This is a genomic window from Vibrio sp. NH-UV-68, assembly GCF_042940635.1.
Taxonomy (GTDB): Bacteria; Pseudomonadota; Gammaproteobacteria; order Enterobacterales; family Vibrionaceae; genus Vibrio; species Vibrio pacinii.
Genome location: NZ_CP134975.1, coordinates 1503310 through 1526588, shown reverse-complemented (window position 1 = coordinate 1526588; position 23279 = coordinate 1503310). Strand labels below are relative to the sequence as shown.

The window sequence follows — 23279 nt, the reverse complement described above, 5'->3', positions numbered from 1 at the left end:
CGATCAGTCGGATAGCATTTTCCTACTATTGGCTGTGTCACAGAACGAGGATGAGTGTTCAAAAATGCTATCGAGTGAAGATTTGTACTATTTCCGCCACTTACGACTCCTGTTGAAATGGAAGCAGAAAACGTATTGAAATCATTATCATAAGTAGAGGTAAATTATGATTACAACGACAGTATTTCCGGGCCGTTATGTACAAGGCAAAGGGGCAAGAAAACACCTCGGTGAAGAGCTTCAACGATTTGGACAAAAAGGCCTGCTCATTTGTGACCCGTTTGTTTATGACAATATTTTGCCTGAGTTCGAGAGCTACCTTAGCGAAGTTGAGGTCGATATTGCTTCCTTCTCAGGCGAGTGCTGTGACCAAGAGATCTCTCGCCTTGTTGATAGACTGAAAAGCAGAGGCGGCGAGTTTGTCGCAGGCCTTGGCGGTGGTAAAACCATCGATACGGCTAAAGCAGTAGCTCACTATGCTGAAGTTGCAGTCGCGGTTGTGCCTTCTCTTGCTGCCAGTGATGCGCCATGTAGCGCGCTTTCGGTTATCTACACACCGCAGGGTGAGTTTGACCGTTACTTAATTCTGCCGCAAAACCCTAACCTTGTTCTAGTCGATAGTGAAATCATTGCTAAAGCGCCGACTCGTTTACTGGCGGCAGGTATGGGGGATGCCCTTGCGACTTGGTTTGAAGCTAACTCATGTAAGCAAAGCTTTGCGACTAATATGACAGGCCGCTTAGGCTCTATGTCGGCCTACGCGTTAGCAGAGCTTTGTTACAACACTCTGTTAGAGTACGGCCCTTTAGCTAAAGCATCTAATGATGAAGGCGTGGTCACTACAGCGCTGGAGCGTGTTGTAGAAGCTAACACACTGCTTAGCGGCTTAGGTTTTGAAAGTGGCGGCCTTGCAGCGTCGCACGCAATTCACAATGGCTTAACTGTACTAGAGCCAACTCACGCCTATCTGCATGGTGAAAAAGTTGCGTTTGGGGTTCTTACTTCGCTGTTCCTAACAGGCAAAGACCCACAAACTATCGAGCAAGTTTACCAATTCTGTGAACAGGTGGGTCTTCCAACGACACTAGCGGAAATTGGACTAAAACAAGTAGACGATGCTGACCTAGTTAGAGCTGCACAAGCAGCCTGTGTAGAAGGCGAAACGATTCATAACGAACCAAATCCAGTCGATCCTGATGCAGTGTTTGCCGCTATTAAAGCCGCAAACGCAGAAGGTTGTCGACGCAAAAGCGCTTAGCTTCAAATAGCAAGCCCATATCAAACGCAAGTTTTTCGTTATCAACTACTATTTAATCAATCTATCTAGAACGTGAACTAAAGAGGCTTCTTTTCGGAGCCTCTTCCTACAACAATAAACTGAGCTAGGCGCACTTCATTTGCCGAAGACTCCATACAAGGGGCTAACATTGAATTTAACTGTCATTAGTCGCACCATATTGGGCTTTAGTATTGTCGTCTTTTTGATGACACTCTTAGCGATGGTGGGCTTCTATGCCCAAAAGCAATCATCCAGTGCCTACAAAGAAACGGCAGAAACGCTGATTCCGGTCATGGAGCGCAGCTATCAACTAGCGATTATCGCGCAGAACGTTAATAGAGCTGTGAGTCAACATGCCAATGCTCTCAACAACCAACAACGCAATCAACTAGAGCAAGAGTTTGATGGTGCCGTCAAACAATATACGGACCTGCGTTCTTCATTGAGCAACTCTTTAGCAGACCAAGCCGAGTTCAATCGCTTGTTAGAGCAAGCTGATCAAGCATTCTCTCAAGCCTTTGCTTTGGGGCAACAGCAAATAAGCGCGACCAATGAGCTGGCGACGACGCGCGACGTCTCACGTGCCGAAATACAGAACTACACGGCGAGATGGATTACTTTCGATGATGAGAGAGATGCAGCAGTATTGCTAGCTAGTAACTTAGGCTTAGTAGAAAGCTTTGCGGTCTCAGTAATTGCTGACAGCTTAACTCTGGCACAAGCAACCCTAAGTGGCGTTAGTAACATTGAGAATTTAGAGCTGCTGAATAACATTAAACAAAAGCTATCGACCAATGCGCTAAAAACCGTCTCTCGAATCGAAAAGCTCACTGATATGGCACCAAACTCAGCCGAGAAGCTCAAGCCTTTTGTCGAATTCCTTAATTTCTCAGTTAACGATGAGCGAGGCTATCTATCTCTGCAGATCAAGTTGGTCTCATTGGGTGAGCAGATAAACCAAAATTTGGTTGAAATCGGCTCATTGGTCAATAGAGGTGCGAACAGCCTAGATGAACTATCTCAATCGATAAATGCGTTAGTCGCGAGCACCAACCAGAAAGTGGAGCAAGGCGCTGACTCAAATATTCTAATGACTTCAGTTTTGTTTATCGTAGCGATAGTGGTCAGTGTTTTGATCGTGTTGAGTCAAATTCAGAGCATTAAAACGCCACTAAAAAGTATCACCAATGCACTGGCCGAATTGGGCAATGGTCAGATCGATCAGCATATTGATCTTAAGAAGAAAGATGAGTTTGGTGAGATTGCTGGTGGTATTAATCAACTCGCCAATAAACTTGGCGGCGTGCTTTCCGAGCTAAAAGAGAGTTCAACTACGCTCTCTCATTCCGCTCAAGGTGCACTCGATGTGACAACTAAATCGGAAGAGATGCTAGAAAGCCAGAAGTTCCAAACCAGTTCAGTTGCGACAGCGGTTACCGAGATGGAATCGGCGGTTTATGAAGTGGCGAGAAATGCGGAGTCTTCATTGGGGCAAGTGCTAGCAATTCGCGAACTTGCATCTACTGGTAAATCGAAGATGGATATGTCGATTAACTCGATTAACGAACTTGATTCAGATATTGAATCCGCTGCTCAAACCATAGGTCAGATGAAGCAAGAGTCGGAAAATATTGAAGGGATTCTTGAAGTGATCACCGGTATTGCCGAGCAAACCAATCTACTCGCTTTAAACGCGGCCATTGAAGCAGCTCGCGCAGGGGAGCAGGGCAGAGGTTTTGCTGTTGTTGCGGATGAAGTGCGTAATCTAGCCCGTAAAACGCAGAGTTCGACGGAAGAGATCTATCGCATGATTCAGTCACTACAGAAAATTTCCACATCGTCAGTGAACATTATGAAGAAAAATAGTCAGACCGCGAAAGAGGTGGTGGATAATTCTCAACATGCTGCGACTTCGCTGCTTGAAATTTCAACTGCCATTGATTCTGTTGCCAATATGAGCGAGCAGATCGCTTCTGCAGCGCAAGAGCAGTCCCATGTATCGAAAGAGATCACGGAAAATGTGGTTGCTATTTCAGACTCAGCAGTGGAGATACACCAACTATCGCGAGGTAATCGACAAACCTTTGCGGACTTAATGTCGCTTTCAGATCAGCAAGCGAAAATCACAGAACAGTTCAAAATGTAGGGGAAAGACAATGAAGAAACTCGCACTCACATTATGTCTATGTTCTGGATTTGCGTACGCCAACTCTTCAGTTGAAGTATTGCATGGTTGGTCATCCGGTGGTGAAGCTGCTGCCGTCGAAGTGTTAAAGAACAACCTACTTGAACAGGGCATTGAATGGAATGACTTGAAAATTGCCGGGGCAGCGGGCGCCAACGCTCAAAACTACCTTCGTGTTCGAGCCGCCTTTGGGAATCCGCCAACAGCGGTACAAATGGGTGGCACTAAGCTAACTGAGTGGGCTTCAGAAGGGGTGATGGCAAACATCAACAGTGTCGCGCAGCAGGGTAATTGGGATCAAATAGTCCCTCCGGCGCTGCAGAAATTCTCAAAGTATGAAGGTAAATGGGTCGCTTCTCCTGTAGGGGTTCACCGAACAAACTGGATATGGGCCAATAAGCAGATCTTCGATGAGCTAAATATTGCAGTGCCAACAACATTTAACGAGCTGATGGCGGCCGCTAGCTTAATTCAAGCGTTTGGTTATGTTCCATTCGCAGGTGGTGGTCAAACATGGCAAGAAGTGACCATTTTCGACAGCGCAGTACTCAGTGCGGGAGGCTTAAGTTTCTATCGCAAAGCGTTTGGTGAGTTGGACTATAACAGTTTGAATAGCGTGACCATGGCTAAGGCATTTGAACAGTTAAGGCAGTATCGCAGCTATGTGGATGCTGATTACCCAGGGCGGGATTGGAACAAGGCTACAGCTATGGTGATGCGTGGCGATGCCGCAATGCAAATCATGGGCGATTGGGCTAAAGGTGAGTTTATTAATAATGGCAAAGTGCCAAACAAAGACTTCCTCTGTTTCCAGTATCCAGGCACGGATGGCGCTCTCGTGTTTAACTCTGATCAGTTTGGAATGTTCGACGTGTCTCAAGAGAAAAAAGGAGCACAGGACAGTATGGCGAAAGCGGTCATGGAGCCGGGATTCCAAGCCAAGTTTAATCAGGTTAAAGGTTCTGTTCCTCCCAATTTAGAGGTTAGCGATGAGGGGTTTGATGCTTGTGCAAAGAAATCGATGGCCGATTTGAAGCAAGCCGTTAAACAAGATTCAATGGTAGGCAGTATCGCTCATGGCCATATGGTATCCAGCGAAGTGCAAAGTGCAATTTATTTGGTCGTGGGGGAATTTATGAACTCAAATATGAGTGCCCAACAGGCGTCTCAAGTACTTGCTGACTCAATCTCATTTCTTAAATAGTGGTACGATTTCGTTAACGAAAGTCGCAATTCAGTACCTTCTAGCTTAATCTAAAATTCATTAATAACTGAAATTTGAATTGAGCTAGAAGTTACGTTTATAGAAAAAGTTTGATTGTGAAGATTTTGAGAGTTTCATTAAACCCTGTCTTGATTTTATCCGAAGTCTAGTAAATGAGTAGAAATCGTCACAACATCCATTTTCTCCCTTGAATGTATCAGCACCAATAGGCAATCTCTGTGTCGCGACATCTAAAGTGATTCAGAATACAACTGATAAGGAACATACAAAAGTTGTCGCCCCGTGGGTTCATGGGGCGGATAAGGCGTACTCAAGGTACTACACTTCGGTAAAGACAGTTCAATAGCAAGAAACCCTGCTTGGTTGTTACAGGCAATGCAATCAAGGTTCTCTTCAACACAACAACGACTGTATACGGACATTAAGGTCAATCGAAGATATTTTATTTAAAGTCTCTTGTTCAATAAAAGCCAAACATCAAAGAATGATTGTGCGGCTTTTGTTTTTACGTCATGAGTACGCTAATGTCACTTCGTGTAGCAAATCTTGATTACCGATGGATCGTTTTGTGGGCAGGTTTAACCCACAGTGTTCAACTCACTTCTGTCGGGTGGACGACACTTGTTACCAAGTGCCGTCTCCCTAAGAACCCAGCGTGCAACTTTCACTGCACTAGGCTCAAGCCTCCACAAAGGCATCGTTTGATACCCAGCAACTTATAAAGCAGTCGGAGCAGGTTCGTTCCAAGAGTTGCGAGCTTTCCTTTTGGACTTTCTTTTAGCCAAGTATTCTTGGTATTGAGGGTCAAATGGTGTCACTGCACTTCGGATTTTTACATGCCTTTCTATTGGCACTTTGGCTATTTGGAAGAGATTGAACTGGCAATCTATATCCATGATCTTCTGCCAACCATGAAACTGCCACTGGCCTTTTCGGTTGATGAAGTATTTTAGGGCGATCCAAGTTTTAGACTTTGTTGGATGACGCCTTTTAGCCCAGTGCCATAACGTATGGAATAGCTTGTGACCTATATATCCGAATATCTGTTTTGCAACGCTGTGTCGATAGTAGTTCGACCAACCCCTGAGTTTCGGATTTATCAGCTTGATAAGATCGTTCACTGGAAGGGTTACGTGCTTTTTGATGAGTTCTCGCAGATTGCTTAAGAACATCAACGTGTTGGATTTACTCGGTTTAATGAGCAGTTTACCTTTGTACTTCCTATGGTTAAAACCTAAGAAGTCAAAGCCATCGTTGATATGAGTAATGTGCGTTTTCTCTTCGGATAATGTTAGGCCTCGTTCTGCTAAGAAGTCAGCAATCAACGGTTTGATATCGCTCTCTAGCACTTCCTTTGAAGCGCAAGTGACGACGAAATCGTCGGCGTAACCAATAAAATTGGCTCTAGCGCCCTTTTTGAGGGCGGTGGACTTTATCTGCTGTTCAAGGCCTGCGAGAGTCATTAGCATCAAGGTCGGAGATATAATCCCACCTTGTGGTGTGCCCTCATCAGTGCGATAAAACAGCCCTTTATCCATAAAGCCAGACTTTAACCATTGTTCTAACATTCGTTTATCAACGGAGATGTTATCCATAAGCCATTGATGTCCGATCTTGTCAAAACAGGCTTTTATATCGCCTTCAAGAACCCATTTAGAGGACTTCTTTAGAGCCAAACATTTGAAGCACTGATCGACTGCGTCAGCAGTGCCGCGGTTGGGTCTAAATCCATAGCTATTTGGATCGGCAAGCGTCTCAGATATAGGTTCTAGCGCTGTAAGATAAAGCGCTTGCTGCGCTCTATCTATCATGCACGGGATACCCTGAGGTCGAAGTTTGCCATTCTTTTTAGGGATATAGATACGCTTGAGTGGTTTGGCTTGATATGCCTTTCTACTCAATTGATTGACTGCTTTCATGCGGCGTGTATCCGTATTCCAGATGACACCGTCTATTCCTGGCGTTTTACTGCCTTTGTTTTGAGATACTCGCTTAACAGCAAGAAGTTTTGCTGAGCGAGAATGAGTCAGTAGCCACTGCAAGGCTTTCGCTTTACCGTGTTTACCTTCTCGAGTTGCCTTTGCGATACGCATCTGAAGCTTTAATACATGCGATTCAACGGATTTCCAGTCTATTGACTGCCATTGGGCGCTGTCAGGAGAGGCACTAATCTCATTTGAAATCATCATTTGCATTTCTCCTTGAATAAAGTTCTTCAAACTCTCTCGCAACGAGAGACCAGTTGGAAGTGGGCTCACTTTCGTGACAAGACATGAGTCTGTATCTGCATCGTTACAATGCAGCCTTCGCTTTTTCCAACCTCCTATACCAGCACCACTATCGGCCACAGAGGCTTTCCCAGAGGGAGTGATACAGGCTTACCGTGTTCCGTATGTCGCGCAATATCAGTTTAGATGCCCGCTATGGTGCGGAGAGTTCAATGATCACGAAAAAGCATGGGGCAATCTCTTTCCGACTCTCGTGCCTTTTGGCTACAGCGTATTAACCACTTCCGCTGTTTCATCACATAACGCACCTTAAGCGGATTCACATATGTTCATCATGCTGACTACCTAGCATTCACCCGATTGTGGTTATCAGGAGGATCGTTCTCTCACGATTCAAATCCCGAATGGTCAAGACCATTCTTCATTACATTGTCAGGCTCGCTACTTTATTCAGAGCCCTAGGTTCATCTGGTGATACAGATGGTTCACACGTTAAGCGGTGAACAGCGCTTCATACGACTTCACGTCGCACGCCCCAACGTGATTTACGTTTCATCATCGGCACACATTGTCGACTACATTTTTCGAAATATTTTTGGTAATGCGAAAATATTATGCGGGTATATAACAGTCTATTTGAGGGGACTTGATGTTACTGACGAGATTACCACTATAAAAAGAGAGCTCCCTTTTAATTTGATTAATTGTACTGATATCAATCAAACGAGGTAGCTCTATTTTTATTGAATTAAAACAACAGATTTAATCGAACTGGTTGCACATTAATCAACAATGGTTGTTATTTCATCTGAAATAATATTACTCTGTTGTATGCAGTCACCATTAATAGGTCTTGGTGTTTACCGCCAATTTCGATGTTACTGATATGACCTGCATCAATTGCAATGTAGTCAAGCTGTTGACCTTCTGTGTTGAATACACCTACACCACCTGGCCCGGCTACATAAACATTGCCTTTATGATCGACTTCAACCCCGTCGGCCATCGGCTCTGACGCAGAAGGTGGATTGACCTTGGCAAACTGGGTCTTGTCACTGAGAGTCTGACCCTTCACCTTAAAGCGATAAACCCAACCATCCGACGTATCAGCAACGTATAAGAATGATTCGTCAGGAGAAAAGGCAATACCATTGGGTAATTTCAGATCCCCATATACCATCTGAAAATCACCATCCAAGTAGCGGTAGATACCTCTTACTGGTTGCTCTTCTTCCGCATTTTGTGGGCCATAGCCTTGAATGCCGAATGGTGGATCGGTAAACCAGATGCTATCATCACTTTTAACTGTTAAGTCGTTTGGGCTATTCAGGCGTTTTCCGTTGTATGTAGCCGCTGCGATGACTTTCTCACCGTTTTCTTGAACGTATGACAGCTTTCTGTCATGACGTGCCGCCCATAGGTTGCCCTTTGAATCAAAATCGAGGCCATTGGCATAGCCAGAGTTTTCATCAAAGATGCTCAGTGTCCCTTTTAGGTCATAGGAATATGTCTTGTTGTTGGGTATATCGCTAAACAAGAAGCGCTGATGTTGCGCATCCCACGCAGGGCCTTCAACAAAGCCAAAAGTGTCGCCGACAAGGGTCGGATTATCTTCTACCAATGAGTTAGCTGACGCGTTCATAGAGAAAGCAGTGACAGCGGCCATAAAAATTAGCTTATTCATCTCAAATACCTCTTGTTAACTCAGTTGCCTGCGAAGGCCTTGAATGTTTGACCCGACTCAACCCCTAACACCGAACGGATATAGGATGTTGCGACATCTTTTGCAGCGATCGAGTGGAATCCAGGGAAATAGTTACCGTATGTGCCCAGTGATTCGGTGACCATTGATGGACTGACGACATTGATTCGAATACTACGCGGCAGCTCAGTCGATACCGCTTTTGCGAAATGCTCTATTGCACCGTTAAGCGTGGCTGCACTCGTCCCATAGGCGATCGGGTAATCTGCGATAATGCCGCTTGTTAGCGTGATGCTGCCGCTATCATTGAGATATTCAGCACCAATTTGTGTTAAGTTCACTTGCCCCATAAGGCGACTGTTAATACCAATATCCCACTCTTCACGCGATAAGCTTGTGAAAGCGTTAAAGGCAACATCACCAGTAGCGCAGATAATTGCGTCCAGCTGACCTATTGAATCAAGTGCCGAGCGGATCGAGTCGGGATTAGTAATGTCAATTTGCACATCGCCGCTGCCTTTGCCAGCTTTAACAACGTCATGTGTGTCACCTAGAGCTTCTACAACCTTGCTGCCGATTGTGCCCGATGCACCAATTACGAGAACTTTCATCGTTTTTCTCCTGTCTGTTTATATTTTGAATATTAGATGATTGATGTTGAGAGAAAAACAGCAGAAAATGACCTAACTGTTTACTAAATGGCGCTAATTGATGAATTTAACCTATTTGCAAACCTTCCGTGTAGTAGCCGAAGAGCATAGCTTCACCAAAGCAGCAGAGACACTCGATGTATCTAAAGGCCTGGTGTCACGTCATATTCAGAAGCTTGAGGAGGCTTTGAATTCCAGGTTGTTCCATCGGACTACTCGGTCAATCAGCCTTACCGAAGTCGGGGAAGAGTTATACTCAAAGGCAAAGCAAATTCAGCTACTGGCCACTGAGGCTGAGATGCGTGTAAAAGATATTACTCAGGAAGTCGCAGGTGAGCTGAAAGTAACTGCGCCCATCGAGTTTGGTCGAGCACTTTGTCGTCATGTGATCCCATCCTTCAGACAACAATACCCGAAGGTTAACTTAACCCTCGATTTTGGCCCTATGAAAAAGAAAATTGAGTCCGGAGATTTTGATGTCGCTTTTCGGGCTTATGATGAATTACCAGGCGATGTCATTGCCAAAGAGCTGGGCTACATCCGAAATGTGTTGGTTTGTAGCGCGAATTACGCCAAAAGGAAAAGACTGGCAACTATCGAAGATATTCATCAATGCAGCTTCATTCTTAACAGTCAAAATGAGAGTTGGAACCAACTAGAGCTTATTAGTAACGAGCAAAGCTATGATGTTGAAGTGACAGGAAGCTTTCGCTCCAACACCTATAATTCAATATTAGAGCTAGCTATACAGGGAATGGGAGTAGCAAGCTTGCCGTATTATCAAGTTGAAGATCTTTTCGAGAGTGGTGATCTTGTTCATGTTTTCCCTGAATGGTCAGTAAAAACTCATAAACTGAGTATGATATATGCCCAAAAGCGCATAACACCCAAGAAGCTGGTAACTTTTAATCTCGCGGTAAAGCAATGGCTCGAGTCTAACAATTTATACATGATATGAGGTAGGGTATTTATAAAGGTGAAGAGGTATGGTGAGTTTGGTCAATTTGTTATAGGCGACTGATTATTTGCCATAGTTCAGTTAATACGAAGGAATAGAACTCAAGTAAAGAACCTAAAAAGGGAATGTCCAGAACCTTCACTGTTGGCACTTCGTAACACAGAAGTGCCCCATTTCACGTTAAAGTATTTACTCAATCCAGAGCAGGCTCGTAGTTTTTCCTTAGAATATGTAATGTGACCTGCCATAGATTCAGGCAATATCAATTTATAGGATCTCATCGTCATCCCAATCCCAGTCAATTTGGGAAATATCACGGGAGACTTTGTATAAATACCACCAGATCAAACCGACAATAGAAAGGATTAAAACTATAAATAAAAGCATATCATACCCTTAGAACTTGCATGTGACGTAACTACAGGGCTTACCACGGCAATTGAGTGCCATCGTAGACAAAAAATGAACCTGAATGCTTAAGTTTTAAATTGTCGATAACATTAAGCATGCCTTTAACACTCTCTTCTACTGTTACCTTGCCATCCTTTCCGCCCATATCGGTTTGTACCCAACCAGGATGAATGGCCATAGTCTTCACTCCCACTTCGGATAGCTCACAAGCCAGAGATTTAATTATTTGGTTGAGGGCGGCTTTTGATGCGCGATAGCTGTATCGACCACCAGAGCGGTTGTCATCGATGCTAGCGAGTATTGAAGTCATCCCAATGATGGTTTTATCTTCACCCGCAAGAATGTTATTAAGCAAAGCCTGCGTGATTAACATGGGCGCAATGGTGTTGACGTTTAATACATTTATCCACTCCTTTTGCCCCATGTTGCCTAGGCTTTCACATTCATCTCCGCTCACTCCTGCGTTATGAATGAGTACATCAATGGCGATGCCCGCAAATTTTTCTGTCAAAGCGAGAATATGGGACTCATTACTCACGTCGAGCGGATGAATACAAATGGTGGGATAAGTTTGTACCAAGAGACACAAAGCCTGAGCTGTATTGATGTCACGGCAGCATGCAATCACACGCCATCCACGCTGAGCGTATTGTTTAACAAGCTCTAGGCCCAAGCCTCGATTGGCGCCAGTGATAAAAACCGTTTTCATTGTGAGCTACCTAAGTTGATTATAAGTAAGAATTAGCTGGTCAATGCCGAGCCTTGACCAGCTTGTAACCATTGTCGTGATACTTACTTCACAAGTACGTTTGCTTCCGACAAATGAACTGCTTTACGTTTATCAAGACGTCCACTCATTCGAGTAAGAGCGAGCGCAACGATCACTATCACGGCTCCAATCCAAGGGGTATGCATTAAGCCCATTTCTGACACAATCATACCGCCGCCCCATGAGCCAAGCGCAATACCCACGTTAAACGCCGCAATGTTTAGACCAGAAGCGACGTCTACCGCATCAGGAGTGTATTTTTCAGCCAGTTTAACCACATAGACTTGTAAGCCAGGAACATTACCGAATGCAAAGGCCCCCCAAACTAAAATGGTCGCTACTGCGGCGATAGGGTTAACGGCCGTAAAGTTAAATACAACTAATACGGTGGCGAGTCCCGCAAAAATAATTGTCAGCGCTTTAATTGGCCCCATCTTATCGGCCATTTTGCCGCCCCAAATATTACCAATCGCTACTGATACGCCGTATACCAACATAATTAGGCTGATTGCATTGGCGCTGAATCCTGTTTCCTGTTGCAAAATCGGCGCTAGGAAAGTGAAAGCGGTAAAGGTACCACCGTAGCCGAGTGCGGTAATTGCATACACCAGTAGTAACCTTGGTTGAGTGAGCACTTTTAGCTGCGATGACAGTTTCGCGGCAGCAGGCTGTTTTAGGTTGCTTGGCACTAAGAACGCACTACCAATCAGCGCAATCAGTCCCAATAGCGCTACAATCAAAAACGTCGATTGCCAACCAAAGGTTTGGCCGATGTAAGTACCGAGCGGCACGCCCGTTACTAATGCCACGGTTAATCCCGTGAACATAATCGCAATCGCGCTGGCTGCTTTTTCTTTGGGGACTAGGCCTGTCGCAATCGTAGAGCCGATAGAGAAAAACACACCATGGGCTAAACCAGTCAAAATGCGAGCAATGATAAGGGTGTTGTAACCAGGTGCTTGCCATGCCAATAAGTTGCCAATCACAAACAATGACATAACGGTAATGAGTACATGCTTACGGTTCCACTTTCCCGTTAGCGCGGTTAAAACAGGTGCGCCAATCGCAACACCGAGTGCATAAAGGCTCACCAGCAGTCCTGCGGATGGTAGTGAGACATTTAAGTCAGAAGCCATGGTCGGGAGCAAGCCCACGATCACAAACTCCGTCGTTCCGATAGCAAAGGCGCTGAGCGTCAATGCAAGAAGTGCTAATGGCATATCATTTACTCTCTTTTGTTAGGTTCTAGTACACAGCAGCGAATGTGCTTATCAACGTTTCGCGCTGCCGTGATTTGATAGAGGGATTTTGCGTGGAAATGTCGTTGCAAAAAATAGGTTATTTAACAAATAATATTTGTTATAAATGCAATAATTAAACGAAACTGTTGAGTAAATGGTAGGCAAGCATGCGCACGAAATCTGACGATTTAGAAATTCTACTTACTGTCGTTGATACTGGTGGATTTACTGCGGCGGCAGAAAGTCTCGATATACAGGTGGCACGCGTATCACGAGCGGTGAGTAAGGTAGAAAGCCAACTTGGCGTGACGATATTAAACCGAACCACAAGACGGATTGAATTAACGGATGAGGGGCGGCAATTCGTTGAGTCGGTAAGAATAGGGCTGATGCAGTTGCAGCAAGCGGAAGACGAGATCATATCCCGTGGGGAATTACCCAAAGGGCGGCTGCGTGTTGATGCCGCCAGTCCATTTGTGTTTCACCAGTTAGTTCCACTCGTTCAGCCATTTAATCAAGCCTATCCTGATATTGAGTTGGAGTTAACTTCTAATGAAGGTTTTGTTGATTTGCTAGAAAAGAAAACCGATATCGCTATTCGTATCGGTGCATTAAATGATTCAACTTTACATGCAAGGCCTCTTGGCCGAAGTTTACTTTACATTGTTGCTTCACCTGATTATTTATCAAAGCGCGGCTTTCCGAGTAAGAGCAGTGATTTGGAACATCACGATACCATCGGATTTTCAACACCAAAAACACTCAACGAATGGCCTCTGAAAGGATTTTCAGGGCTGACACCCACGCTGACCTCAAGTAACGGTGAAACGGTGAGACAGCTAGCATTGATGGGGAATGGAATCGCCTGCCTATCAGGCTTTATGGTGAAAAAAGATATTGCGGAAGGAAGATTAATTGCGTTGTTAGAAGGTGAAAAAATCGGCAACTCAGGCAGGGAGCAAATTAATGCCGTCTACTATAAGTCTTCTTCTGTTGCCAAGCGGATTTCTGCTTTTATCGATTTTATTCAGCCGAAACTGGATCTGTAAATCGTTCCAAGCGAGGCCGTTGCCGACCTCGCTTTTATATCGATTTTATTGTATCGGTTGACCAGTATGCAGCTCTAAGCCACCAGAAATAGGTAGGTTGATACCATTGCATGAGCTTGATGTATCAGAGGCCAAGAAGTACATTGCTTCAGCGACTTCCTCTGGCGTGCAGATCCTGCCTAGAGGGTTGGCCTGATTAAATGTGTCAATCACTTCTTTGGCGTTGGCAAGAAACATTGGAGTAGCGCAAGCGGCAGGACATACATTGTTTACTCTAATGTTATATTTTCCATAATCGAGTGCCATCGCTCGGACTAAGTTAACAACTGCTCCTTTTGCTGCATTGTAGGCTGCCATCTGATGATCCCCATTCAGCCCTGATACTGAAGCAGTATTTACAATAGTCCCTCCACCTTGTGCAATCATGTATGGCACAAAGTACTTACTCATCAAAAATATCGATTTCACATCAACATCAAACAATAAGTCCCAATCTGTCTCTGTTGTTTGATGTAGTTCACCACCACGCCAAACTCCAGCATTGTTGATCACGCTGTCAACTTGTCCAAAGTTGTCAATTGCAAACTCGGCGACCTGCGAGACCTGTGATGCTTGAGTGATATCACAACGTTGAAAATAAACCTCAGTAAAACCTTGGCTTTGAAGTTTCAAACATTGCTGTTGCCCGTGCTCCTCGTTGGTGTCTATCATCAGAACGCGCCAATGTTTTTCTAGAAACAACTTACTAGCCGCTAACCCCATGCCAGAAGCTGAGCCAGTAATCACTACCGTTTTCATCTGGATCTCCTTATTGACGAGCTGCAAGTTGTGCAATGGCTTCATCGGCTTCAACGGTCGCTCCTGCAACCCCTATAGCGCCAATAACATTACCTTGTTCGTTACGGAGGATCACACCACCACCAAAGGAAATAAGTCCTCCATTCGTGGCTTCAAGTGTATAAATCGCACCTCCAGGTTGTGCGATCGCACCAAGTTCAGCACTATTGGTTTGGAAAAGCGCTGCTGTTCTGGCCTTTTTTATCGCCACATCAATCGCGCCGAGCAATGCATTATCCATGCGTTCAAAATGGACTAATAATCCAGCTTGATCAACAACACTGACACAGATGTTAAATTCTTGTTGTTTCGCTTGTTGTATAGCTATCGCAGTGATCTGTTTTGCTAAGTTGAGAGAAATCACAGGCGTCTCCTAATTATGATCGTGAATGACGCGATCAGTTTAATTAGATAAATCCTGGGGGGCATTCGAACCGTGTGAAAAGTAAGTAAGATTCGATAATGTCGAATCACCTCAGAAATACTTGAGCAAAATGACGCAATTTTGCCTCAGTGAGTTCATCAGCAGCACCACTTAAACCCGCAGCAGCGACAAGATCACCATTCATATAAAGAGGAATAGCCAAACAGTGCAGCCCAGGCTCTGCTTGCTCTAGATCCAATGAAAATCCTTGTTGGGAAATCTGCTCAATTTCCATCTCCAACCATGGTGTTAACGCACCTTGCATTCTTAGTATTCTTTTTAGTTGAGGGTTAAAAGAAACAAATATTTTCCCAATGGCAGAGTCAATTAAACTTTCTCGGCGTCCTCTTGGGCTGCGTATCGTCAAGGGATTATCTTTTTCTATTGCGTCGATATAAAGGTACTCATCAGCCCCACTTTGGATTGCGAGATAAGCTGTGTTATTGGAAAGCAGTGCCATTTTCTTTAGAAGTGGGTAAAAATGGCGACGAACAAGTTCGTCCCGTTGTTCGAGTGGCTTAGATAGCTCTCTCAGTCTTAAACCGAGTTGGTATGTTTGTTTGGTACGTTCTACATACCCTAGTTTGACTAACGTTGCGAGCAGCCCATATACGGTTGTTTTCGCTAATTTTACTGATTGGGTAATGTCTTGCAGAGACAGTGGCGATTCTGCGAAAGAGAGTGTTTCTAAAATCATGAAACCGCGCTCCAACGACTGAATGGTTTTGCCCTTAGTATCCATATTTCTCCTTAACAACAGTGATAAGTGAAGGTGCCTATAACTCGTTTTAGACAAACATATTCGCCAATGTCCCATAACACAAGGCAACGGAAGCATGCTTTATAGTGAAGCTATATTCAGTTATCTCTTTTTCATTGATCCAAATTATTGCAATTTTAACAACTATCATTTGTCTTTGTTGCTATCAATGTAATGCGTTGAGTTTGTTAGTATCCCTCTCAAGAAATAAGAGGGCTTATTATGTCTAAATCACTTTTTCAACCTATCCAATTGGGGTCCTTGACACTCAAAAACCGCATCGTCATGCCACCGATGACACGCTCCAGAGCAACTCAACCTGGGGATGTCGCTAATGACATGATGGCGACGTATTACGCTCAGAGAGCCAGTGCAGGTTTAATTGTCTCCGAAGGAACACAAATTTCCCCAAATGCAAAAGGCTATGCGTGGACGCCAGGTATATACACACCTGAGCAGATTGAAGGCTGGCGTAAAGTAACTCAAGCAGTGCATGCAGAAAATGGCGCAATTTTTGCTCAGCTGTGGCATGTAGGTAGAGTCACTCACCCAGATAACATTGGTGGTGATCAACCGATTTCTTCATCAGCGTTAAAAGCGGAAAACGTAAAAGTATTCGTTGATAATGGCAGTGATGAACCTGGTTTTGTTGACGTCGTCCAGCCTAGATCAATGACAAAAGCGGATATTCAACAAGTCATCGCAGATTATCGTCAAGCGGCATTGAATGCTGTTGAGGCAGGCTTTGATGGTATTGAACTGCATGCGGCGAATGGTTATTTGATCAACCAATTCATAGACTCCGAAGCTAACAGCCGTACCGATGAATACGGTGGTAGCCTGGAAAATCGTCTTCGTTTTCTTGATGAAGTTGTTGCAGCATTAGTTGAAGCGATTGGCGCTGACCGTGTTGGGGTGCGTCTCGCTCCTTTGACTACCTTAAACGGCACCGTAGATGCGAACCCTATCGAGACCTATACCGCTGCTGCTGCGTTGTTGAATAAGCACGGTATCGTTTATCTACATATCGCGGAAGTCGATTGGGATGACGCCCCTGATACGCCAGTCTCTTTCAAACGTGCCTTACGTGAGGCTTATCAAGGCATTTTGATTTACGCAGGTCGTTATAATGCGGAAAAAGCGGAACAAGCTATTGATGACGAACTGGCTGATATGATCGGCTTTGGTCGCCCTTTTGTTGCGAATCCTGACCTTCCTGAACGACTACTTCATGGCTACCCGTTCGCAGAGCATGACCCAAACACCTTGTTTGGTGGCGGTGAAAAAGGGCTGATTGATTATCCAACGTATAAAGCATAGGAGTATGTATGTTTAATGTATTTAAAGGTCACGGACTCGAGACCAGCAACCGTATCGCTATGGCACCGATGACTCGTTCACGCACATCTCAACCTGGTGATGTGCCAAACGAGATGATGGCAACCTACTATCGTCAGCGTGCCAGTGCTGGTCTAATTGTGACAGAAGGTGCGCCTGTATCAGCCGTAGGTCGTGGGTATTCTATGACGCCAGGCATTTACACAAAAGAACACATTGAAGGCTGGAAGAAAGTGACTCAGGCTGTTCATGAGGAAGGGGGTAAGATATTTATCCAACTCTGGCATGTTGGGCGCCGTAGCCATTCTTCTATTTCTGGTGAGCAGCCTTTAGCACCCTCAGCCATAAAAGTGCCCGATCAAGTATTTGGCCCGCTACCAGAAGGTGGGTTCGGAATGATTGAAACAGAAGTTCCACGAGAAATGACGATTCAAGACATCGAGAGTACGATTGCTGATTTTGTTCAAGCCGCTAAAAATTCGGTTGAAGCTGGCTTTGACGGTGTTGAAATCCATGGTGCACACGGCTATCTGTTTGATACATTTATGCGTTTAGAAAGTAATCAACGTCAAGATCAATATGGTGGCAGCCAAGAAAACCGTATGCGGTTTCTACTGGAAACCTTACAAGCGGTCGCAAACGAAATCGGTAGCAATAAAGTAGCGGTGCGCGTCTCTCCACACGTGATTGAAGGTTTTGCTGATGAGGATCCTGAAATCATTGAGGTTACGCTAAAAGCACTTGAGAAAATGGCACCGATGAATTTGGCTTATGTTCATTTTTCTGAGCGAATTTCTAGTTATGTTGACGTTCCAGAAACGTTCCGTCATCAAGTTCGCGAAGTGTATCCAAACCCAATTATGATAGCGGGTAAGTTGACTAAGGAATCAGCGCAACAGTTACTTGACAAGCAGTATGCTGATTTCGTTGCCTTTGGTACACCTTTTGTAACGAACCCAGATTTAGTCGCCCGATTTGCCCATGATTTACCACTGACCGAGTTTGATGCCGATGCTAGGCTCACCTTGTACGGTGGTGGAGAAGAGGGCTACATCGATTATCCAACCTATCAGGCCTAATACACCAGGCACCAAGGACAATTCTTTGGTGCCTTATCTTTTCATTAAGCGAGTTGAAGTGATATGGAACCCTATCGAATTTGGCAATATCAAACTGAGACACACAGTCTTGTTTTAGGTAAGGCTGAAATACCAGCTTTAGATGACAACGAAATCTTAGTACAAAACAAAGCCATTGGTATTAACCCTGTCGATTGGAAATTTATTAAAGCCAATCCTTTAAATTGGCCGAATGGCCATGTTCCAGGTGTTGATGGTGCAGGTCTCATCGTACAAGTAGGAGCTAATGTTGATACCAGTCTAATTGGGCGCAGAGTGGCGTACCATGCCTCATTAAAACGCAATGGTAGCTTTGCTGAGTATACAGTTTTGAATGCTGAGAGAGTGATGGTGCTGCCTGAGAGCCTATCATTTGAACTTGCAGCAGCGCTACCTTGCCCGATGCTTACCGCATGGCAAGCATTTGAAAAAATCCCATTAACCCTGCAAAAAGAAGTGCTTATCGTTGGTTTTGGAGCGGTTAATAATCTACTATCCCAGTTCCTCGTCAATGCTGGTTATACCGTTGATGTTGTCTCAGTTAGCCTTAGTGAAGAACGTGCAAAATCACTAGGAATTCGTCGAGTTTATCGAGAACAATCTCTAATTGACATAAAATACTTCGCCATTTTTGATGCGGTGAGTGGGGAAAATGCCGCCCATTTAGTGCCACTGTTAAGAGCAAATGGACATATTGTCTGCATTCAAGATCGTATTGCTAAACCCATTGACCCTCCATTTACACGCACTATTTCTTACCACGAAATAGCCCTTGGAGCGTTACATAATTTTGGTGATAAAGATGATTGGCATGCATTAATGCAAAATGGTGAAGCGCTGCTTGAGCGTATTTCAAAAGGCAGTTTTGACGTTAGTTTACCCGTATATTTTAAATTCGAACAGATGGCCGAAGCGTTGGAGCACAGCGAACTTATGAAAACAAAAACGGTCATCGCCTAGTCGTATTTTATATCCAAATAGCTTCACATTAAATGAAGCTATTTGACTAAAACTCATTCTCAATCGCTTAAAATCATGATTTCATAATCGGACTTTGAAAAATGAGCATTTTGATAAGCTCTAACAGCCGTTCTGTTGTCTTTGTGAACATATAGGCGCAGCTCTAAGCCATTTTGTTGTTTCATTTCATGTTTTACTGCATCCAAAAGCAATAACATATGACCCTTGCCTCGCTGTGATTTGGATAAGAACATGCTTTGAATCCACCAGTAATAACCAGCGTTCCAGTCGCTCCACTCGCGAACCGCAGAGACACTGCCTACGGGAGTGTTGCTCTCATCAGCTAAAACCCAATAGGTTGCAATTGTAGGGTCACGAAGCGCGACCAGAATGCCCGTTTCAAGTGTTTCTGGGATCTTAATGCTCCCCTCAGCCTCTCTTGCCTCTTCTGCAGTGAAGTTAACAAGGTAGGGTAAGTCATCTAAAACGGCTTTTCTTACTTTCATCATAGCCCTCAAATTTATCAGTGGTTTCTTTAGGTTATCAAAGAATAATTGCTTAGAACATACACGGTATGTTCGTTGTGACTAGGTGAGCATAGTAAGAGTACCGCTTAGAAAATAGTGTTTAAGCATAGATACCGAAATTCAGAAACGAAGGAATTTTCACGCCAATTAACTACCAATAATATGGATTGTCGATAGCGGGTAAGCATGTTGGTTTTCCCTCGATGTTAGGGACCGCTTTACTGACTAAAGATTGTGCAATCCAACCTTCAGGGTAGGACAAGTCTAGCGGTGCTTGAATTACGCCCTGACTGATTGGAGCGAATCCTGTTTTTGAGTAAAAGTTGATATCCCCGTATGTAATGGCAACGGTGACGCCTTTTTCTTTCAGTGTCGCTAACCCAAATTTGATCAGTCCTTGACCTACACCTTGCCCATGACGATCTGTTGCAACTGCCACGGGGGCTAAAAGGAATATGTTTTCACCATTTGGAAACGATAGGCGAGAGAAAATGATGCTGCCAACAATGCGTTCACTTTCATCTTGAGCAATAAACACATAAAGATCCTCATCTTTGGTTGGTAAAGTGAGAAAGTCTTCTACGAGTTTCGCAATCAATGTACCTTCTTCTTTGCCTTCTGAATCCGAAAATGTGTCATTGAACAGTGTAATGATTTCTTGAGTTTGTTCTTGTTTGTACGAAGCGTATTTCATATCTATATCTCTAGTTTGCAAGTTTTAAAATAAAGTACTGATAGGTAAAATCTTTTGCAGCACTGCGCTCGTAAACTGAAATCTCTTTCTTAATGTCTAGTAACGCTTGCGACACGGGCATAACAGCTTGTAATTCCTCAACTCGGTCTTGAAGCGGTTGCCAGTAGTTTTGCCATGCATCGACGCCTAATGAGAAGTGTTCGATCACGTCGTAGCCATGCTTTTGGAACAGAGCGAGTCGTTTAGGTATCGATTGAATGTCTGGGTAGTCTGCCAGCCAATACTGTTTTGTCTCTTCGTCGGGAGAGTCAGTCAGCCACACCAAGTCACTCACCATCAAAACGCCATTATCTTTTAACAGCGGCTTCCATTGTTTTAGTGCGTTCTCCATTCCCATAATGTACACACAGCCTTCCGCCCAAATGGCATCAAAGCTCTTTGCCTGAAATGGCAGTTCCCTCATGGAGGCACAAACAGGAGAAATGCGCTCATGCAACTGTGCGTTTTGTATTTTTTTATCGAGCTGCTTAATGGCAACAGGCTCATTATCCACTGCTATTATGTGTGCGTTACTGTTGTCAGCTAGTAGTAACGTTGAGATGCCAGTGCCACAACCAATGTCTAAAATATCGGTCATTGTCTGAGGTGACATTAATGAAATCGCTTTTAAAGAGTCCTTGTGACTCCCTGGCCCCCATCTTTCTAATGTTGCAAAGACCGTCATAAAGTCTTTCATGTAACTCTCGTGTTCGTTCATATCTTTTGATAGCCACTTCAATCGGAGCGCTTCTTTTTCACTGTAACCCTGCGTACTTAACCAGTTTAAGTAAGCGCTAGGCGCACTTTGACTCAGGGAATGGTGTAACTCTCTTTGTGGACGTTCCCCAAGTAACGCCAGTAGCAACTCACGAGCGTGGATTTTTTTATCAATTTCATGGTTGAGTTGCGTCAGCCGATTTTCCAATAAGCTTCTACTTAACTTCGCGTCCAAGCATTGTTCGCACTCTTTCAATGAGAGTCCTGCGCTTTGAAGTTGCTGAATCAATAACAGTCGCTGCAAATCGTTTTCGCTGTAATAGCGATATCCATTGTCAAGGCGCTGTCCTTTAATCAACCCTAACTTTTCGTAATAGAGTAGGGTGGTGCGAGAGAGACTTGCCTTCGCCGCCAATTCCGAAATCAAATACATGTTAGATTTGACCTAAGTGTTCTTAGTATTTGGATAGTATGAACTGTAGAGTAGTAGACAGGTCAAGTAGACTTGTTCGAATTTTTCACCCACAGTGGCAGAAGTGAGATGATGGTGGTGAGGACTGCGGATGATTTTGAGATATTAGTCGGTAGCTAGTAGCCAGTTTTCAATACCAGAACTTATTTATGAATAGCTAAATTAGCAAACTCCCTAAAACAGAATTGTCCAAGAGTGTGCTACAGGGCATGAAACACGAAAATGCACCAAAATTAGATACGCCTTCAAATCACACAATGATACTCAGTCAACTTTGATATACAAAAAGTAATAAGAGTCAAAAGACAATGTATGGTTCGCCCCTTACGGTCAACCTTTTTATTCAATAATCTCTATTCGTGAAACTAGCTTGCGTCAATGTATTCGGGTTCAGTTTGGCTTTCTTCTTTCACCAAGACCACTATGAAAATGCGCACATCGCCATCCTATCAAGACCGACAACGTCATTGCGTTTAAGCCTTTTTCAGGTTCTCAGCGATGTCGCATAAGCTGTTGTTTCATAAAATCGAGCTAATACTAAAGTTATGCTTGGAAGCGAGGTTCTTTGACCATCACTGCCCAAACAATTCGTGCTAGTTTATTCGCCATCGCGACACAAACAACGTTCGCTGCCTTTGTTGATTGAAGTTTTTTCAACCAAGATGACCACCTTAGAGAGCTTTCGCTATGCCATTGAATTATGGAGCGTGCTCCATGTATAAGGCAACGTCGTAAATGGCTATCACCACGCTTGCTTATGCCAAGCAAAGTATCCTTTCCTCCCGTGCTATATTGTCTTGGCACTAGCCCTATCCAGGCCGCGAGCTCTCGACCATTTTTAAATTGCTTACCATCTCCAACTTTAGCTATAAGTAATGCCGTCGTAATAAGACCAACGCCATGTATTTCCATTAGTTTTTCCGCCAAAGGCTCTGGTTTAAGCAATTCAGTTAAACGAGTTTCCACTTGCTTTATTTGCTGTTGTAAGGCTTTGTATTCATCATAAAGTCGAGAAATGATCTCTCTTAAACCATCAGGGAGCGGGGCTTCACTATCTTCAAGTAATAAAGGAATTTCACTAAGAGACCTCTTTCCTTTTGAACGAGAAACACCGAATTCCAGAAAAAACGCATGTATTTTGTTACAGACCGCTGTTTTCTCAACGACGTAACTTTCTCTGACACGACACCACGCACTAATAATCTGTTGTTGCTCTGTTTTGAGTGTAATGAAGCGCATTTGTGGTCGACAAACGGCTTCACATATCGCATCAGCATCGATGAAATCATTCTTATTCGATTTTACATACGGTTTGACGAACTGAGCTGGAATCAACTTAACTTCATGCCCATACTCCTTGCATTTTCGGCCTAGCCAATGAGCACCAGCACAACCTTCCATGGCAATTAAACATGGAGGTAGGTTAGCGATAAATTCCAATAGTTTTTGGCGAGAGTACTTAGCTTTTTTTACCTGCTTCTCATTTTCGTCACGGCCAATAACATGAAATGAACGTTTGCCGATATCGATACCTAGAGTTGCTATAGTAGTCATAATGGTTTGCCTCTTTCGGGTTGATTCTCATCTTTACCTTAGTCGGTGCCGATGAGGCGAACCATTTCATTAGACCTGACCTCGAAGTTCGTTCAACTCACTTCTGCCCCGTTTCGATTTATTCCTATTCTTTGCCTACCTT

Annotated in this window: 20 protein-coding genes; 8 read left to right on the top strand and 12 right to left on the bottom strand. The window is 44.1% G+C overall.

Going from position 1 to position 23279, the window contains the following annotated elements; all coding sequences use genetic code 11:
- The first annotated feature begins 166 nt into the window (after nucleotides 1-166).
- The 3 genes from ViNHUV68_RS07040 (at nucleotide 167) to ViNHUV68_RS07030 (ending at nucleotide 4668) form a co-directional block, all read left to right on the top strand.
- Complete coding sequence (locus tag ViNHUV68_RS07040) at nucleotides 167-1258, top strand: glycerol dehydrogenase (RefSeq protein ID WP_391090148.1); 1092 nt, start codon at nucleotides 167-169, stop codon at nucleotides 1256-1258.
- Between the two features lie 169 nt (nucleotides 1259-1427).
- On the top strand, nucleotides 1428-3425 hold the full coding sequence (locus tag ViNHUV68_RS07035) for a methyl-accepting chemotaxis protein (RefSeq protein ID WP_391090146.1): 1998 nt from the start codon (nucleotides 1428-1430) through the stop codon (nucleotides 3423-3425).
- Between the two features lie 10 nt (nucleotides 3426-3435).
- Nucleotides 3436-4668, top strand: coding sequence for an extracellular solute-binding protein (locus ViNHUV68_RS07030; RefSeq protein WP_391090145.1), 1233 nt, complete (start codon nucleotides 3436-3438; stop codon nucleotides 4666-4668).
- Between the two features lie 737 nt (nucleotides 4669-5405).
- On the opposite strand, the gene ltrA is transcribed toward ViNHUV68_RS07030, so the two are convergent.
- The 3 genes from ltrA to ViNHUV68_RS07015 all read right to left on the bottom strand — a co-directional run bounded on the left by ltrA (nucleotide 5406) and on the right by ViNHUV68_RS07015 (nucleotide 9230).
- Entirely contained in the window at nucleotides 5406-6878 is a 1473-nt protein-coding gene (ltrA, locus tag ViNHUV68_RS07025) for a group II intron reverse transcriptase/maturase (RefSeq protein ID WP_391090143.1), read from the bottom strand.
- An 838-nt stretch (nucleotides 6879-7716) separates the two neighbouring features.
- Nucleotides 7717-8601: an SMP-30/gluconolactonase/LRE family protein gene (locus tag ViNHUV68_RS07020; RefSeq protein WP_391090141.1), complete on the bottom strand. Its 885-nt coding sequence runs from the start codon at nucleotides 8599-8601 to the stop codon at nucleotides 7717-7719.
- A 20-nt stretch (nucleotides 8602-8621) separates the two neighbouring features.
- On the bottom strand, nucleotides 8622-9230 hold the full coding sequence (locus ViNHUV68_RS07015; RefSeq protein WP_391090139.1) for a short chain dehydrogenase: 609 nt from the start codon (nucleotides 9228-9230) through the stop codon (nucleotides 8622-8624).
- Between the two features lie 100 nt (nucleotides 9231-9330).
- Between ViNHUV68_RS07015 and ViNHUV68_RS07010 the strand changes: the two genes are divergently transcribed.
- A complete protein-coding gene (locus tag ViNHUV68_RS07010) occupies nucleotides 9331-10227 on the top strand; it encodes a LysR substrate-binding domain-containing protein (protein WP_391090137.1) in 897 nt (298 codons plus the stop codon).
- A gap of 427 nt (nucleotides 10228-10654) precedes the next feature.
- On the opposite strand, the gene ViNHUV68_RS07005 is transcribed toward ViNHUV68_RS07010, so the two are convergent.
- Together ViNHUV68_RS07005 and ViNHUV68_RS07000 are read right to left on the bottom strand one after the other, a co-directional pair.
- Complete coding sequence (locus ViNHUV68_RS07005; RefSeq protein WP_053816374.1) at nucleotides 10655-11347, bottom strand: SDR family oxidoreductase; 693 nt, start codon at nucleotides 11345-11347, stop codon at nucleotides 10655-10657.
- Between the two features lie 83 nt (nucleotides 11348-11430).
- Entirely contained in the window at nucleotides 11431-12627 is a 1197-nt protein-coding gene (locus tag ViNHUV68_RS07000; protein WP_391090135.1) for an MFS transporter, read from the bottom strand.
- Between the two features lie 188 nt (nucleotides 12628-12815).
- Between ViNHUV68_RS07000 and ViNHUV68_RS06995 the strand changes: the two genes are divergently transcribed.
- Nucleotides 12816-13697: a LysR family transcriptional regulator gene (locus ViNHUV68_RS06995; protein ID WP_001259369.1), complete on the top strand. Its 882-nt coding sequence runs from the start codon at nucleotides 12816-12818 to the stop codon at nucleotides 13695-13697.
- A 45-nt stretch (nucleotides 13698-13742) separates the two neighbouring features.
- Here the strand turns inward: ViNHUV68_RS06995 and ViNHUV68_RS06990 are convergent, their stop codons facing one another.
- From ViNHUV68_RS06990 to ViNHUV68_RS06980, 3 genes are all read right to left on the bottom strand, one after another.
- Nucleotides 13743-14495: an SDR family oxidoreductase gene (locus ViNHUV68_RS06990; RefSeq protein ID WP_391090132.1), complete on the bottom strand. Its 753-nt coding sequence runs from the start codon at nucleotides 14493-14495 to the stop codon at nucleotides 13743-13745.
- Nucleotides 14496-14505: 10 nt separating this feature from the next.
- Entirely contained in the window at nucleotides 14506-14898 is a 393-nt protein-coding gene (locus ViNHUV68_RS06985; RefSeq protein ID WP_000624560.1) for a heme-binding protein, read from the bottom strand.
- A 106-nt stretch (nucleotides 14899-15004) separates the two neighbouring features.
- Nucleotides 15005-15700: an IclR family transcriptional regulator gene (locus tag ViNHUV68_RS06980; RefSeq protein WP_055044649.1), complete on the bottom strand. Its 696-nt coding sequence runs from the start codon at nucleotides 15698-15700 to the stop codon at nucleotides 15005-15007.
- 240 nt (nucleotides 15701-15940) lie between these two features.
- Here ViNHUV68_RS06980 and ViNHUV68_RS06975 point away from each other — a divergent pair, with 240 nt between their 5' ends.
- The 3 genes from ViNHUV68_RS06975 (at nucleotide 15941) to ViNHUV68_RS06965 (ending at nucleotide 19134) form a co-directional block, all read left to right on the top strand.
- Nucleotides 15941-17038 (top strand): alkene reductase, encoded by a 1098-nt coding sequence (locus ViNHUV68_RS06975; protein WP_391090130.1) that lies wholly within the window; start codon nucleotides 15941-15943, stop codon nucleotides 17036-17038.
- An 8-nt stretch (nucleotides 17039-17046) separates the two neighbouring features.
- Nucleotides 17047-18135: an alkene reductase gene (locus ViNHUV68_RS06970; RefSeq protein WP_391090128.1), complete on the top strand. Its 1089-nt coding sequence runs from the start codon at nucleotides 17047-17049 to the stop codon at nucleotides 18133-18135.
- Between the two features lie 63 nt (nucleotides 18136-18198).
- A complete protein-coding gene (locus ViNHUV68_RS06965) occupies nucleotides 18199-19134 on the top strand; it encodes an alcohol dehydrogenase catalytic domain-containing protein (protein WP_391090126.1) in 936 nt (311 codons plus the stop codon).
- 59 nt (nucleotides 19135-19193) lie between these two features.
- Here ViNHUV68_RS06965 and ViNHUV68_RS06960 read toward each other — a convergent pair whose 3' ends face one another.
- The 4 genes from ViNHUV68_RS06960 to ViNHUV68_RS06945 form a co-directional block, all read right to left on the bottom strand.
- The gene (locus ViNHUV68_RS06960; protein ID WP_391090124.1) at nucleotides 19194-19643 is read right to left on the bottom strand and encodes a GNAT family N-acetyltransferase; all 450 of its coding nucleotides are present in this window, start codon (nucleotides 19641-19643) and stop codon (nucleotides 19194-19196) included.
- A 169-nt stretch (nucleotides 19644-19812) separates the two neighbouring features.
- A complete protein-coding gene (locus ViNHUV68_RS06955; RefSeq protein WP_391090122.1) occupies nucleotides 19813-20355 on the bottom strand; it encodes a GNAT family N-acetyltransferase in 543 nt (180 codons plus the stop codon).
- Between the two features lie 10 nt (nucleotides 20356-20365).
- Nucleotides 20366-21544, bottom strand: coding sequence for a methyltransferase domain-containing protein (locus tag ViNHUV68_RS06950; protein ID WP_391090120.1), 1179 nt, complete (start codon nucleotides 21542-21544; stop codon nucleotides 20366-20368).
- Between the two features lie 582 nt (nucleotides 21545-22126).
- Complete coding sequence (locus ViNHUV68_RS06945) at nucleotides 22127-23137, bottom strand: IS110 family transposase (RefSeq protein ID WP_391090118.1); 1011 nt, start codon at nucleotides 23135-23137, stop codon at nucleotides 22127-22129.
- Nucleotides 23138-23279: the final 142 nt, after the last annotated feature.

Coding starts and splice junctions, on each gene's coding strand:
- ViNHUV68_RS06950 (WP_391090120.1), bottom strand. CDS start 21,544: ATGTATTTGATTTCGGAATTGGCGGCGAAGGCAAGTCTCTCTCGCACC.
- ViNHUV68_RS06965 (WP_391090126.1), top strand. CDS start 18,199: ATGGAACCCTATCGAATTTGGCAATATCAAACTGAGACACACAGTCTT.
- ViNHUV68_RS06990 (WP_391090132.1), bottom strand. CDS start 14,495: ATGAAAACGGTAGTGATTACTGGCTCAGCTTCTGGCATGGGGTTAGCG.
- ViNHUV68_RS06995 (WP_001259369.1), top strand. CDS start 12,816: ATGCGCACGAAATCTGACGATTTAGAAATTCTACTTACTGTCGTTGAT.
- ViNHUV68_RS07015 (WP_391090139.1), bottom strand. CDS start 9,230: ATGAAAGTTCTCGTAATTGGTGCATCGGGCACAATCGGCAGCAAGGTT.
- ViNHUV68_RS06970 (WP_391090128.1), top strand. CDS start 17,047: ATGTTTAATGTATTTAAAGGTCACGGACTCGAGACCAGCAACCGTATC.
- ViNHUV68_RS06945 (WP_391090118.1), bottom strand. CDS start 23,137: ATGACTACTATAGCAACTCTAGGTATCGATATCGGCAAACGTTCATTT.
- ViNHUV68_RS07020 (WP_391090141.1), bottom strand. CDS start 8,601: ATGAATAAGCTAATTTTTATGGCCGCTGTCACTGCTTTCTCTATGAAC.
- ViNHUV68_RS06975 (WP_391090130.1), top strand. CDS start 15,941: ATGTCTAAATCACTTTTTCAACCTATCCAATTGGGGTCCTTGACACTC.
- ViNHUV68_RS07010 (WP_391090137.1), top strand. CDS start 9,331: ATGAATTTAACCTATTTGCAAACCTTCCGTGTAGTAGCCGAAGAGCAT.
- ViNHUV68_RS07005 (WP_053816374.1), bottom strand. CDS start 11,347: ATGAAAACGGTTTTTATCACTGGCGCCAATCGAGGCTTGGGCCTAGAG.
- ViNHUV68_RS07040 (WP_391090148.1), top strand. CDS start 167: ATGATTACAACGACAGTATTTCCGGGCCGTTATGTACAAGGCAAAGGG.
- ViNHUV68_RS06980 (WP_055044649.1), bottom strand. CDS start 15,700: ATGGATACTAAGGGCAAAACCATTCAGTCGTTGGAGCGCGGTTTCATG.
- ViNHUV68_RS06960 (WP_391090124.1), bottom strand. CDS start 19,643: ATGATGAAAGTAAGAAAAGCCGTTTTAGATGACTTACCCTACCTTGTT.
- ltrA (WP_391090143.1), bottom strand. CDS start 6,878: ATGATGATTTCAAATGAGATTAGTGCCTCTCCTGACAGCGCCCAATGG.
- ViNHUV68_RS06955 (WP_391090122.1), bottom strand. CDS start 20,355: ATGAAATACGCTTCGTACAAACAAGAACAAACTCAAGAAATCATTACA.
- ViNHUV68_RS07000 (WP_391090135.1), bottom strand. CDS start 12,627: ATGCCATTAGCACTTCTTGCATTGACGCTCAGCGCCTTTGCTATCGGA.
- ViNHUV68_RS07030 (WP_391090145.1), top strand. CDS start 3,436: ATGAAGAAACTCGCACTCACATTATGTCTATGTTCTGGATTTGCGTAC.